Genomic DNA, 14,119 nt, shown 5'->3' with positions numbered 1-14,119 from the left:
TTTTAAACTTATTTTTTTCTTTAATTATAAAATTAATACAATAACAATATATTGATTTAATACACAAAAACTTTCAAAATTTTTGTAAAAATACATAATTACTACATAACTTTAGACTATAATTTTTTCATATCAAAATTAAGGAGATATAATTATGAAAAAATTACTAATAGGAACTATCGCAGCAGCAGTGGTAGCAAGTTCAGCAATGGCAGCGGATTACACGCTGAAGTTTTCTCACGTTGTAAGTGACAATACACCAAAAGGTAAGGCAGCTAGATTCTTTGAACAAAGATTAGAAGAATTATCTGGTGGTAAGATTGATGTTCAAGTTTATCCATCATCTCAATTATATAAAGATAATGCAGTTTTAAAAGCCTTAAGATTAAACTCTGTTCAAATGGCAGCACCATCTTTTTCTAAGTTTGGTAAAATTGTACCTCAATTAGCATTATTTGATTTACCATTTATTTTTAGAGACGCAAAGCATTTACATGATGTTCAAGATGGTGAAGTTGGAGAAGCTTTAAAAGCTAAAGTAACTGCAAAAGGTATTGTTGCATTAAACTACTGGGATAATGCATTTAAACAATTATCTTCAAATAAAAATGCTTTAAGTATGCCAGCAGATGCACAAGGTCAAAAATTCAGAATTATGTCTTCAAAAGTATTAGAAGCACAATTCCACGCAGTTGGAGCAAATCCACAAATGATGCCTTTCTCTGAAGTATATTCAGGGTTACAACAAGGTGTAATTGATGCAGCTGAAAATCCAATATCTAATATTTATACTAAAAAATTCCATGAAGTACAAAAATATTTAACTATATCAAATCATGGTTATTTAGGTTACTTAGTTGTAATGTCTAAAAAATTCTGGAACTCTTTACCAGCTGATTTACAAGCTAATGTAAAACAAGCTATGAATGAAGCAACTGATAAAGAAAGACAATACGCAGCAGAACTAAATGATTCTCAATTAGAATTAATTAAAGAATATGCTAAAAAAACTGGTAAACTTGAAATTAACGAGTTAACTGCTGAGCAAAAAGAAGCTTGGAGAAAAGCTGTTAGTAAGATTTACCCAGAGTTCTATTCTGATAGAAAAATCGGAAAAGATTTAATTGAGAAAACAATAGCGACTAAATAATTATGTTTAATATAATAAGTAAAACTATAGGTTTTATAAACCAGTCAATAGCAGCAGTCGGTATAACAGCCGGCGTTGCTGTTGCTTTTACTAATGTTGTTGCAAGATATGCTTTTGACGCGTCATTAGTATGGGCAACGGAACTTACAATCTTTTTATTTTTATGGAGTGCTTTTTTTGGTGCTGCATATTGTTTTAAAAAAGATGCACATATTGCTGTTACAATTCTTTTAGATATTATGCCATCAAAAATAGCAAAAGGTATGCTTTTAATATCTCATACAATAACTATCGTATTCTTACTTGCAGTTGCATACTTTGGATATGAATACCTATTATTAGTAGCAGATATAGATGAAAGATCTATTGATTTATGGGACATGCCTATGTGGATTATATACTTAGTTATTCCTGTATCATTCTTTTTTGCAGCATATAGAGTTGGTGAAAAAATTATACAAATTGTAAGAACACCGCATGATGAAGTTGTTGCAGAAAGTGAAGCTGAACAAGTTTTAGCTGGTATGGGTGTTGGAGCAAAAGATAATGATAATAAACATGTTAAGAACTTAAATAACATGGTTAAAGAAGTAGAAAAGAAAACAGGAGGAATGCTATGAGTATAGCTGTATTATTTGGATTATTTTTCTTCCTTGTTCTAGTAGGTGCACCAATTGCTATTTGTCTTGGAGCTGCTACTTTTGCATCATTTATGATATTCACAGATATCTCTCCAATTGAAATTTCTTCAATGATGTTTGAAAAAGTTGAACATTATTCGCTAATGGCAATTCCAATGTTTATTTTAGCAGGAAATTTACTTTCAAAAGGAAGTGCGGCTAATAGAATTATTGAGTTTGCGAAATCTATTGTAGGACATCTTCCAGGTGGCTTACCAATTTCTGCTATTTTTGCATCTATTATTTTTGCAGCAGTTTCAGGTTCATCTCCAGCAACTGTTGTTGCTATTGGTTCTATTATGTTTGGAGCAATTATAAATGCTGGATATCCTAAGAAATATGCAGTAGGAACTATTGCAACTGCTGGTTCATTAGGTATTTTAATTCCACCTTCAATTGTTTTAATTGTATATGGAGTTACAGCTGAAGTTTCAATTGGTAGATTATTCATGGCAGGAGTAGTTCCAGGTATATTACTTGGTATTATGATGATGGTTGTTACATATATTGGGGCAAGAAGACTTGGATTTAAAAGAACTGAACCAGCTCCTTTTAAAGAAAGACTAGCAAAAATGAAAGATGCATCATGGGGACTTATGACAATTGTTATTGTTATTGGTGGTATTTATGGTGGTATCTTTACTCCAACTGAAGCTGCTGCTGTTGCTGCTGTTTGGGCATTTTTAATCTCTGTATTTGTTTATAAAGATATCAAGATGTCAGAATTTTTTGATACAGCTTTAGACTCTGCTAAAACAACTGCAATGATTATGTTTATTATCGCAAATGCAATGTTATTTGCGCATTTTCTTACAATTGAAAATATTCCTCAAGGAATTACTGAAACATTAATTGAAGCAAATGTTGATAAATATATGTTCTTACTTATGGTAAATGTACTTTTAATTTTAGCTGGGTCTTTTATGGAACCAAGTGCTATTATTATGATTATGGTTCCTTTATTACTTCCTGTTGCTGTTGCACTAGGAATTGACCCTATTCACTTTGGTATTGTAATTACTATCAATATGGAATTAGGAATGGTATCCCCACCTGTTGGATTGAACTTATTTGTAACTTCTGGACTTACTGGAATGAGTATAAAAGATGTTATTGTTGCAGCGTTCCCTTGGACGATGACAATTTTAGCAGGATTAATACTTGTAACTTATGTACCTGAGATTGCTCTTTGGTTACCAAATCTAATGTATGGTGGATGATAGAGTTTTATACATTTGAACTAATTGATTTTATGGGTGTTTTTCCCATAAAATCAAATTTTCTATAAAGAAAACTATTTGACTATTCTTCATAGATGGATCAGTAGTTCTTTTTACATTAACTTATAGGTAATTTAACTGAGATTTCAGCTCCCAAATATTCTTTGTTATGATATAAATATCTTACATTATTGGCTTTTATACTTCCATTCATTCCATCTACAATTAAATTGTAAGTCATACTAAGTCCTAGTCCTGTGCCTTTTGATTTATTCTTAGTTGTAAAATATGGCTCAAATATTCGAGGTAAAGCTTTTTCTACAATACCACCTGCATTATCCTTTATTTTTATACATACTTCATTATCTTTAATAGAAGTTGATATAAATATGAATTTATCTTTAATTCCACTTTCAGTAAGTGCATCTTTTGCATTATTAAATATATTTATTAGACACTGTATCAATTCATTAGGATAACCATTAATAACAATACCATCTTTAAAATCCAAAACTAAATTTATATCATTATTTTTAATTGTTCCTTTTACAAGTTCTAGAAAACTATTTATATCTTCACTTAGATTATAAGTTATTTTTGTCCTATCATTACTTATGAAATTTTTAAAATCCTCAATAGTTTTAGATAGATACTGAGCATTGTTATTTATATCAGTACATGTCTTATCCAATAACTCATCAGTTAATAGACCATATTTTTTTTGCAATTGCATACCTGTAGCACCTGTTGATATTACTGATAGTGGTTGTCTCCATTGATGAGCAATATTTCCTATCATCTCACCCATTGCTGCTAATTTAGACTGTTCAGATATTAATTGATCTTTCTTTTTTTCTTCAGTAATATCATGAAGAATACCACTCCATAAAATACTACCATCAGAAAGCTTTTCTGGTGTTGATTTTCCATGAATCCAACGTAACCCTTTTTTAGGAAGGTTAACTCTATATTCTAAATTCCACTCTTCCATTGTTTGTATTGATTTTAAAACAGAAGAGTTAAACATTTCTTTATCATCTTGATGCGTGTAATGTAAAATAGCACTTGAATCTTTAAGTGCATCTTCAGGAAACACACCATATACCTCTTTCATACTCTTACTAACGTATGTAAATTTTGAATTTCCATTCGGATAAAGTCTATATTGATAAATAGCACCAGGTACATTTTCTGTTAGCTTTTGAAGTTTTTCATGGCTTTTTTCTAGTTTTTGCTCTAGATGTTTTGTTTCAGTAATATCACGATATGTTCCAGTTATTCGTGTAGGATTTCTATTTTGATCATAACTAACCTTACCCCTACCCTGTATCCATATCCAAGAACTGTTTTTGTGTTTAAGTCTATAAATAGCTTCAAAATATTCTGTTTTAGCATATATATGATCTCGTATAGCATTTCTTACATTAATTACGTCATTTAGATGAATTTTGTTTTCCCATGTTTCATATGAATTAGATAGCTCATGCGCTGCATATCCAATTATCTCTTTCCCTTTAGGAGAGACATATACACTTCTATCAATCATATTCACATCCCAAATAGCATCATTATTTCCCGTTAGTGCTTTTTCCATACGTTCATTTAAAAGTTTAATTTCTTCTTGTGCTACTGTAAGTTCAGTCATATCTCTGAAGGAAGAAATTGAATATAGTATTTTGCCATTTGAGTCACGAACAGCATTAACATTTAAGTCAACATTTATTTTACAACCATCTTTCTTCTTTAGAATTAGGGCCATATCTTGCACACTTCCTGTTTTAATAAAGTTTTCAAAAACTTTGTGTGCATCATTAAGAGACTCTTCAGAGTATAGATTAAATACTGATTTTCCAATTATATCATCTCTTGAAAAGCCTGTTTTTCTTAATAATGTTTTATTACAAAGTAAGACTTTTGAATCTTTAGGAGATACGGATATATACATGTCAGGAGAATTATCATATATAGACCGAAATTTTTCCTCAGAATCATAAAGTCTATTTAGAATTTTCTTTTGTTCTGAGATATTAGTAAAAATACAACTTGTATATAGCATTTGACCATTATCATCATTGATAATAACACCATCTAAAGCTACTGTTATTTTACTTCCATTTTTATGTAACATATCAAACTCAACACCTGAAATATAACCATCTTTCTTTAAATTAGGAAATTGATTAAAATATGTTTGTTCTGTTTGGACTGTAAGAAAGTCTTTAAAATGATGGCCAAGAATTTCTTCTCTCTCATAACCTAGTTCTTCACACCACTTTTCATTTACTCTTAATATTTTTCCTTTAGAATCTAATGATTGGGAGGGTTGAGGAATTTTTTCTAATATTTTAATAAGTTGTTTATTCATGTTTGCAAGAGCAGTGTTTTCATTAGTAGCTGTAGCTAATAAAATTTTTAATTCTTTTATTTGATCTTGTAATGAACTTATATCAGGATCAGCTTTCTCATCTATCATATTTATATACCTTGGCATTATTATTACTCTATTATATAAGAATGTCACTAAAGGGGACTTAATTAAATAGATAAGGGATATAATATAGTAGATAAAAAAACATCTTCTTTTTTTGATTTAAAATCATTTAATAATTAGTAATCTCTTTTTATATTTTTTGCTTTAACATCATTTTTACCAATAAATTCTTTTGCATTAGCATTAGATACAACTAATTTTGCAATTTCATCTGTAATCATAGAGATATCATGTGTTTGAGATGCTATCTGTGCATTTTGTTGTGTTTGTTGGTCAAGTAAAGTTACAGCATCATTTATTTGTTCAATTCCAGCAAGTTGTTCTTTACTTGACATTTCTATATCAGCTATAAGATTTATTGTATTTGTAATATTTTGATTTAACTCTTTATATCCTTCTATCATATGGCTTGCTATTTCTTTACCTTCATTTGCCTTTGATGTTGCATTTGTAACAATATTTTTTATTTCTTTAGCTGCTTCAGCACTTCTACTTGCTAAATTTCTAACCTCTTGTGCAACTACTGCAAATCCTTTTCCAGCTTCTCCAGCAGTTGCTGCTTCAACAGCTGCATTTAGTGAAAGAATATTTGTTTGAAATGCAATTTGATCAATAATTGTAATAGAATCATTTATAAGATTTACTTGAGTATTTATTTCATCCATTGAGACTGTTGTTTGATTTGCTAGTTTTTCTCCATCATTTGCTGACTTTGTAACATTATCTGAATAACTAGCCATTTTTGCTATATTTTGGGTATTACTTCTGATATTTGACGTAACTTCTTCTAATGCAGCAGATGTTTCTTCTAAAGATGTAGCTGCTTCATTTGAACTAATATTTAGTTTATCCACATTAGAAAGTAATATATTTGAACTCTCATCAAGTGTTAATCCATTTGATTTATTTTCTACTAACATATCATTTATTACATTTGCAAGGCTATTTAATCCTTGTGATGTACCTCCTAAATTATCTCCTGTTATTCTATGTGAAAAGTTCAATTTTTCAAAAGATAATAAAGCATCAGATATTCTATTCAAATCACCATCAACTTTTGTCGATACAATTTCAAATAATTCATTTACGCCATTTTTAAGTTCTTCTATTCCTTCATTTTTAGTTGATTCAGTTATTGTTTGTTCCATAACCCCAGTTTTTGCTAATTCAATAGCTTTTTTCACAGCATCTATTACTTTTTTAGATTCAGTAATATCTTGAGCAAATTTAACAATACGAATTACTTTTCCATTGTTATTTTTCACAGGCGTATATGAAGCTTGAATCCAAACAGAACTACCATCTTTTCTAATTCTTTTAAACTCATTTATTTGAGATATTCCTTTAGCTAAATTATCCCAAAATTCAGCATACTCTGCTGTACTTATATATTCCTTATCACAAAAGATTTTATGATGAGTACCAACTACTTCATTTAGTTTGTACCCAAGTACATTTAAAAAATTATCATTAGCATGGAGAATTGTACCATCTGGTTGAAATGATATAATTGCAAAGTTTTCTTCCATTGCTATTAATCGTCCTGATTCTTCTTCTGTTTTTCCAAAATTAAACACTTTAAATATTCCTTTTTTGTAATTATAAATCCAATATTTTATATTATACTTATTAACATTTTGTTTAATTAATCATATCAAAAATCGTATTTATTTACTGTATTATTTTTACAAATATTTACTAAATTAAATGAAAATGAAATAAACTACAACCATAGAAGCTAAATAAACCAGTCCACATAGAGCTAAAAGTGTAAGCCATTTTGGTTTCTCATACTGCTTTGATAAACTATAATTTAAGTACGCAAAAACAGGAGCTGATATAAATGATGCAGTCATAGCAAAAGGTATCATTTTCCCAATAGAACTAGAAAAAAACTGTATTATTATAAATGAGACAACAGCTGTAAAAAGCATAGAATATTGTAGTGCTTTATGTGAGAAAATTTGTGTTCTTTTATCTTTTAGTAAAGCTATACTTTGATGATTACACCTTGAATATCCATCAACGGCAACAATAGTTGTACCATAGATACAAATAAAAGCAACAAATGTAATAAATCCCCTTGTCCATTCTCCAATACTAAGTGCATACATATCAATAAATTGATTGATAAATTTTCCACCACTAAGTGGCGCTATATTTTGTCCATATTGAACTAATGCACCCAAAGACATGAACATTAAGGCTAAGATTATAGTTATTAGATAGCTACTATTAAAATCAATTAATCTTTTTTTCTTATATTTAGGATCTAATTTATTCTTTTCTACTACCCAAATAGAAGCAGAAACACTAAGTTCCATAGGTGAAGGCATCCAACCCATAAGTGCAATTAAAAATGGTATTGCAGCTAATTGGAATGGATTTGGTTCTATAAAATCTATTGATTCTTCACTTATTTGAGAAAATGCTAAAATCAAAGCTATTAGAGTAATGATAGTTAAAAATAGCATTATAATTTTGGATACAGTATCTAAGGCTTTGTACTGTTTGTAATAAAGTATAAAAAGATAAGAAAGAAGTATAAAAATACTATAAAACTGCAATGATAAATCAAAAGGTATGAGCATTTTTAGTAACACTGCACCAAGTAACGTTCCCCCTGCTACATTTACAACTGTTGCAAAGGCATTAAAAACTAAAAATACCCATAAATAGCCTTTTCCTTTTTCACTATAACCTTGAAGTAGAGTTTTATTATGAATTGTACTATAATCAAAAGCAATTCTATAAAATGGATATTTTAATAGATTTACTATGATAATAAATAGTGCTAATTGATAACCATAGTAGGCTCCTGCTTGTGTTGAAGCTATAATATGTGAGCCACCAACAGCTGATGAAGCCATGATAATACCTGGTCCAAAATTCTTCAAAAACTCTTTCAATTTATTTACCTTTTAAGTTTACTACTGTTTGCTCTATATTTTTTGATTTTGTGATTGCAGAAATAATAGCAACTCCGTCACAGCCACTTTTTAAAATATCATTTACGTTTACTTCCTCTATTCCACCAATAGCAACTAAAGGTTTTGAAATATTTTCATTTCTTATACTTTTGATTAAATCTAATCCAACACTTTGCTTTGCATCACTTTTAGAAGTGGTTTCATATATTGGTCCAACACCAAAATAATCAATACCTTTTATATCATTTGCTTTGATTGCTTGATTTAAAGTATTTGTAGATAAACCAAGTAAAAGTTTTCCTTTTATTTGCTTTATAACTTCTCCTACTTCTTTATCATCTTGTCCTATATGAAGACCTGTAGCATTTAATTTTAAAGCAAGTTCTACATCATCATTTATAAAAAAAGGTACATCATATTTTTTACAAAGTTCTTGAGCTTTCTTTGCTAAATTAAAAATCTCTTCTTTATCTTCTAGGCAATTTTTTCCTTTTTCTCTAAACTGAAAACAAGTAATACCATCTTTTAAAGCTTCTTCTAAAATAAAAAGTAAATTTTCATCAGGTTTACTTCCTAAATGAAGACAATCTTGTGTTCCTGCTATAAAATAAACTTGCAGCATATTTTTAATATTAATCATCTTTTTTCTTTAAAGAATATGCCCAATGATTTGTTGGGCCATGTCCTGAACCAATATTTAAAGGATTACTAATTGCTGCACTTATAAACTCTTTTGCTAAAAAAATACTTTGTTTTATACTATTTCCTTTTGCAAGCTCTGCAGTTATACAAGCACTAAAAGTACAACCAGTTCCATGTGTCTGAACAGTAGCAAATCTAGGTGAACTTAAAGTGAATTCATCATCTTGTGTAAATATTATATCTTCACAAATTTCACTTGTACTATTATTTGTATGACCACCTTTTATAATTACTACTTTTGCACCCATTTTTTGTAAGATTAAAGCTGCTTGTTTTGCACTTTCTTTATCTTTTATATCAATATTTGTTAAAGCTTTTACTTCAGGTAAATTAGGAGTGATTACATCACAAAGTGGTATAAGTTCATTTTTTAGTGCATTTATTGCATTTTCTTGTAAAAGGGCAGCTCCACCTTTTGATATCATTACAGGGTCTAAAACAAAATATCCAAAATTGTATTCCTTAATACTTTTTGATACACATTTTATAACTTCTGCACTTCCTAACATACCGATTTTAAAAGCTTTAATATTAAAATCATCTGCAATAGCTTTTAGTTGAGTCTGTATAGTTTCTAGTGGTATTTGATGTATATCAAATACACCTGTTGTATTTTGTGCAGTAATTGCTGTTATTACTGTTGTTCCAAAAACACCTCGTTCTTGGAAGGTTTTTAAATCTGCTTGAATTCCTGCTCCCCCTCCACTATCAGAACCTGCTATACTTAAAGCTTGTGCTACTTTACTCATTATTTTTCCCTTCTTGATATATTAGTCAAAACTTATTTTCGCATATTTTTGAACAGTTTCATCATCTATTTTTGCCAAACTATCAAGTAATCCAACATAAAACTGTCCTGTTTGATTATCATTTAAGTTTTCTTTTACAATTTGCCCTGCAACTGCATAAGATGTACAAGCACTTAAAGTAAGGTCAAAATTATTTTCATCTAAAGTTAAAAATGCTCCACAAACTGCGCTTAAAAGACAACCAGAACCCGTAATCTTTGGAAAAAGTGTTGTTCCATTGTTTATTTTTGCTACTTTTTTTCCATCACTTATATAATCAATTTCTCCACTAATAGAGACAATACAATTATATTTTAAAGAGACATCTTTAGCTATTTGTGATAAATCTGCTTTTCCAGTACCTACATCAACACCTTTTACATTCCAATTAACTTGTGCAAGGTGTGCAATTTCTCCTGCATTTCCTCTTATTAAATCAAACTTTATTTCATTTAAAAGTGTTTTTACAGTTTCTTGTCTAAATGTTGTAGCCCCAACCCCCACTGGATCTAATACTACTGGTATCTTATTTTTATTTGCACTAATTCCAGCTTTACGCATAGATTTTACTGTTTGGCTTGTAAGTGTTCCTATATTTATAACTAAAGCTTGAGACATAGCTGGTATTTCATCCATCTCTTCAATTGCATTTGACATAATAGGTGAACATCCAAGACTCAATAAACCATTTGCTGTATAATTAGCTACAACTATATTTGTAATATTATGTATTAGTGGACTATTTTCTCTTAATTTTTGTAAATTATTTGATTGCATTTTCAACCTTTATTTTACAATTTCTTGTGCATAATCATCTAAATTTGGTATAGCTTTGATAAGTTTATTTTCCTTCATAAACAATGCCATTTGTTCATATACAGTTTTATCAAAAGTAGCAGGGTTTTGTGCTAGATAAGGTAAGGTATCACTCCATGCAAGAGTATTTAGCTCATTGTTTAACTCTTTTGGTTTATAGCTTACAAAAGCTTCCCAAGATTTCTTTGGGTTTTCTTTTAAGTATTTTGTAGCTTCTTGTAAAGCTTTTACAAAGTTTTTATATTTTTCTTGTGATGCATTATCTTTATTTGCTACAACTATAAGTTCATCATATTTTGGAACTCCATAGTTTTCTGGAAAAAAGGCAATTCCTTCTTGTTTCTCTAATTTTAATTGATTTAATTCAAAGTTTCTAAAAGATCCTATAACTGCATCAACTTGTTTACTCATCAAAGAAGGAGATAATGACCAATTAACATTTACAAGTTCCACATCTTTTGCAGATAAATTTACAGATTTCAACATAGAGTCTAACAGTGCTGTTTCAAATCCACTTACAGAATACCCTACTTTTTTACCTTTTAAATCTTCTATTTTTTCTATACCACTGTTTTTTAACACTACTAAACTATTAAGTGGAGAGTTTACAAGTGTTGCAATTCTAACTAAAGGTAAGCCTTGGGCTACTTGCATTTGAAGTTGTGGTTGATAATCAACTGCTAAATCAGCTTTTTTAGCAGCTACAAGTTTTGGTGGCATAGATGGATCAGCTGGTTCGATAATCTCAATTTCAAGATTGTTTTTTTCAAAAAAACCTTTTTGTTCTGCGATTATAATAGCTGCATGATCTGGATTTACAAACCAGTCTAATAGTAGGCTTATTTTTTCTTTTTCAGCATGTGCCGCTGAACTTAAAAGCATTAAAGTTAGTGATATTTTTGATAATATTTTTTTCATAATTTTCCTTTTCTTATGTTTTTATGATAGGTCTAAACCCATTTGCCAAAAAGATATCTCCATACGTGTAGCTGTTGTGAAAATATCTTGTATTCTTTCCATTTGTTTTTTTGATAAGTCTTTACATAGTTCTTCAAAGAATTGTGTAGCATCATTTGCTGCTTCTTGATACTCTTTTGAAGCATACATATCTATCCAAGATTGATAGGGATTATTGTCTATGCTTAGATTATTTAAAGTGATAAAATCAGCCACTTTTGCATAACCTACAAAACAAGGAATTACACCTGCATAAAGTTGGGCTAAATCTCCATTCATACCGCAATCAAGTACATATCTTGTATATGCAATACAAGCTGGCGATTCTTTTTGTTCATAGATTGATTTTTCATCTATTCCAAACTCTTTACAATAGTTTATATGTAGTTGTATTTCATCTAATATAGAATTTAAAGCTTGTCTTGAAAAATCCATTTGCTCGAAGTTTTCACTTTTATACATAGCAAGTGCAAAAGCCCTTGAATAATGAAATAAATAAATATAATCTTGCATTAAATAGTGTTGAAAGTTTTTGAGTTCTAATGTTCCATTAGCTAATTTTTGTACAAATTCATGTTTAATATAATTATCCCAATGGGGTTGCGAATTTTTGATTAGTTCTTGTGTAATAGTCATGCTTCTCCTTTTAACTTATAAACATAAGAAGAGAAGAGTTTATCTTGAAATAAAGATAGACAAAATTTGAAGTATAAAAATACATTTGCAAAAAGCAAATCCCTACGCTAGAATTACCTAGATCAGGTTCAAAGGTCGAAGTTTCAAACTTCCTCTCAGCCTATATATAAGCTCCCTATGCATTAAAAAATAAATACTATCACAAAAAAGAGTTTAAGTCAATTTAATGTAAATGAGAAGCCCAAGGTATAAACTTTTTTGTCAAATAATCTGTTAAAAAATAGATACTTAAAGTAAGAAGTATAAGTATAAAAAGTGCAGAGAACATTAAATCAATTTGCATTCTTGCATTTGCATGTAACATAAGATAACCAAGTCCTTTAGAAGAACCAACCCATTCTCCAATAACTGCCCCAATAGGTGCTATGCAAACTGCAATTTTAAGGCCAGAAGCTAAGGATGGTAAACTAGCACGAAATCGCACTTTGAATAAAATCTGAAAAGCAGTTAGTTTGTATGTATGTGCAAGTTGAAGCCATTGTTTTGGTGTATTTTTAAGTCCATCATAACAGGCTGTTGTTATTGGAAAATATATGATAATTACTGTCATAACTATTTTTGAAGCCATTCCATAACCAAACCATAGAACTAAAAGTGGGGCTATAGCAAATACTGGAATCGCTTGTGATATTACAAGTATAGGAAGTAAATATTTCTCAATTTTTTTAAAATAGAGTAAGGCAAAAGCTGAACCTAGACCAAAAATAGTACCAATAATTATTCCTAGAATTATTTCTATTAGTGTAGTTTGTGTGTGTTCCCAAAGCAAAGAGTATTGATTTATTAATTGAAGAAAAACATCTTTTGGTTGTGGAAGTATATAGTGTGGTAAATCAAAAACTATAATAATACTTTGCCACAAAATTAATAAAAATGAAATCGGAAGTAGTATTTTTAAACTCTTTTTCATATGTCACTTTCCCTATCATTTTCTTGAAGCTTAGAAATTAGATTTTCTTGTAAATTCCATAGTTTTTCATTTGATAGTTTATGAGGTAAAGTCCCCTGTAAAGAAGCTACTTCTTCTAAAATTACTGGTTGATTTTTTAAAATATAAATATGATTTGCTAGTTTTATAGCTTCTTGTGGGTCGTGCGTTACAAGAACTACAGTTTTATCTTTTAATAATTGACAAGTTAAATCTTGTAGTTGAATTTTTGTAATAGCATCTAAGGCTGAAAAAGGTTCATCCATTAAAATAAGATTTGCATCTTGCATAAGTGTTCTAGCTAATGCAATTCTTTGTTTTTGTCCACCTGAAAGTTCATATGTTTTTTTGTTTTGATGCTCAGACATATTTACTTGGCTCAAAAGTTCTTTTGCTTTTTGTAAAGTTTGCTTAGTTTTACTTCCCTTTAACTCATGATACAGTTGAACATTATCTAAAATACTAAGCCATGGATATAGTGAGTTTTCTTGGCTAAGCCAAGCTATACTGACACCTTCTTTTAATACGATATTTCCACTTGTGATATTCTCAATTTCAAGATCAGCAATGCACCTAAGTAAGGTTGATTTTCCAACTCCTGAACTTCCAAGTAATGCAGTACTTTTGTTTTCACAGATATTAAAGTTTAAATTTTTAAATAAATTTTTACCTTTAAAATCAAGGCTTAAGTTCTGTATTTTAGCTATAAAATTATTGTTCATAGATATTATAATATAATAAAAGAACTAAAACCAAAGGAT

13 protein-coding genes and 1 riboswitch are annotated in these 14,119 nt (G+C 29.4%); of the genes, 3 read left to right on the top strand and 10 right to left on the bottom strand.

Features of this window, described 5'->3' with window-relative positions; translation table 11 throughout:
- Positions 1-154: 154 nt before the first annotated feature.
- Genes KO488_RS14470 through KO488_RS14460 form a run of 3 tightly spaced genes read left to right on the top strand, consistent with a single transcriptional unit; the run spans position 155 to position 3,050 of the window.
- The gene (locus KO488_RS14470) at positions 155-1,150 is read left to right on the top strand and encodes a TRAP transporter substrate-binding protein (RefSeq protein ID WP_216059512.1); all 996 of its coding nucleotides are present in this window, start codon (positions 155-157) and stop codon (positions 1,148-1,150) included.
- Between the two features lie 2 nt (positions 1,151-1,152).
- Positions 1,153-1,770: a TRAP transporter small permease gene (locus KO488_RS14465; protein ID WP_216059511.1), complete on the top strand. Its 618-nt coding sequence runs from the start codon at positions 1,153-1,155 to the stop codon at positions 1,768-1,770.
- Entirely contained in the window at positions 1,767-3,050 is a 1,284-nt protein-coding gene (locus KO488_RS14460) for a TRAP transporter large permease (protein ID WP_216059510.1), read from the top strand. The genes KO488_RS14465 and KO488_RS14460 overlap by 4 nt, the downstream gene beginning before the upstream one ends.
- A 118-nt stretch (positions 3,051-3,168) precedes the next feature.
- Here the strand turns inward: KO488_RS14460 and KO488_RS14455 are convergent, their stop codons facing one another.
- The 10 genes from KO488_RS14455 to KO488_RS14410 form a co-directional block, all read right to left on the bottom strand.
- Entirely contained in the window at positions 3,169-5,523 is a 2,355-nt protein-coding gene (locus KO488_RS14455) for a PAS domain-containing sensor histidine kinase (RefSeq protein ID WP_216059509.1), read from the bottom strand.
- A 134-nt stretch (positions 5,524-5,657) separates the two neighbouring features.
- Positions 5,658-7,118 (bottom strand): methyl-accepting chemotaxis protein, encoded by a 1,461-nt coding sequence (locus KO488_RS14450; RefSeq protein ID WP_216059508.1) that lies wholly within the window; start codon positions 7,116-7,118, stop codon positions 5,658-5,660.
- Positions 7,119-7,244: 126 nt separating this feature from the next.
- On the bottom strand, positions 7,245-8,450 hold the full coding sequence (locus KO488_RS14445; RefSeq protein WP_216059507.1) for an NRAMP family divalent metal transporter: 1,206 nt from the start codon (positions 8,448-8,450) through the stop codon (positions 7,245-7,247).
- Between the two features lies 1 nt (position 8,451).
- A complete protein-coding gene (gene thiE / locus KO488_RS14440) occupies positions 8,452-9,111 on the bottom strand; it encodes a thiamine phosphate synthase (protein ID WP_228319226.1) in 660 nt (219 codons plus the stop codon).
- Positions 9,104-9,922 (bottom strand): bifunctional hydroxymethylpyrimidine kinase/phosphomethylpyrimidine kinase, encoded by an 819-nt coding sequence (thiD, locus tag KO488_RS14435; RefSeq protein WP_216059506.1) that lies wholly within the window; start codon positions 9,920-9,922, stop codon positions 9,104-9,106. The genes thiE and thiD overlap by 8 nt, the downstream gene beginning before the upstream one ends.
- Before the next feature lie 21 nt (positions 9,923-9,943).
- Positions 9,944-10,738 carry a hydroxyethylthiazole kinase gene (gene thiM, locus KO488_RS14430; protein WP_216059505.1) on the bottom strand — a complete coding sequence of 265 codons (795 nt, stop codon included), beginning with the start codon at positions 10,736-10,738 and terminating at the stop codon, positions 9,944-9,946.
- Between the two features lie 9 nt (positions 10,739-10,747).
- On the bottom strand, positions 10,748-11,695 hold the full coding sequence (locus KO488_RS14425) for an ABC transporter substrate-binding protein (protein ID WP_216059504.1): 948 nt from the start codon (positions 11,693-11,695) through the stop codon (positions 10,748-10,750).
- A gap of 21 nt (positions 11,696-11,716) precedes the next feature.
- On the bottom strand, positions 11,717-12,370 hold the full coding sequence (gene tenA / locus KO488_RS14420) for a thiaminase II (protein WP_216059503.1): 654 nt from the start codon (positions 12,368-12,370) through the stop codon (positions 11,717-11,719).
- 82 nt (positions 12,371-12,452) lie between these two features.
- A riboswitch (TPP riboswitch) is annotated at positions 12,453-12,556 on the bottom strand.
- A gap of 37 nt (positions 12,557-12,593) precedes the next feature.
- Positions 12,594-13,340 (bottom strand): ABC transporter permease, encoded by a 747-nt coding sequence (locus KO488_RS14415; protein WP_216059502.1) that lies wholly within the window; start codon positions 13,338-13,340, stop codon positions 12,594-12,596.
- On the bottom strand, positions 13,337-14,080 hold the full coding sequence (locus KO488_RS14410; RefSeq protein ID WP_216059501.1) for an ABC transporter ATP-binding protein: 744 nt from the start codon (positions 14,078-14,080) through the stop codon (positions 13,337-13,339). Before KO488_RS14410 ends, KO488_RS14415 begins: the two co-directional genes overlap by 4 nt.
- Between the last annotated feature and the right edge of the window lie 39 nt (positions 14,081-14,119).

Source organism: Poseidonibacter lekithochrous (genome assembly GCF_018861145.1).
Lineage (GTDB): Bacteria > Campylobacterota > Campylobacteria > Campylobacterales > Arcobacteraceae > Poseidonibacter > Poseidonibacter lekithochrous_A.
The sequence above is the reverse complement of the archived record's forward strand: the minus strand, read 5'-3'. Positions and strand labels throughout refer to the sequence as shown.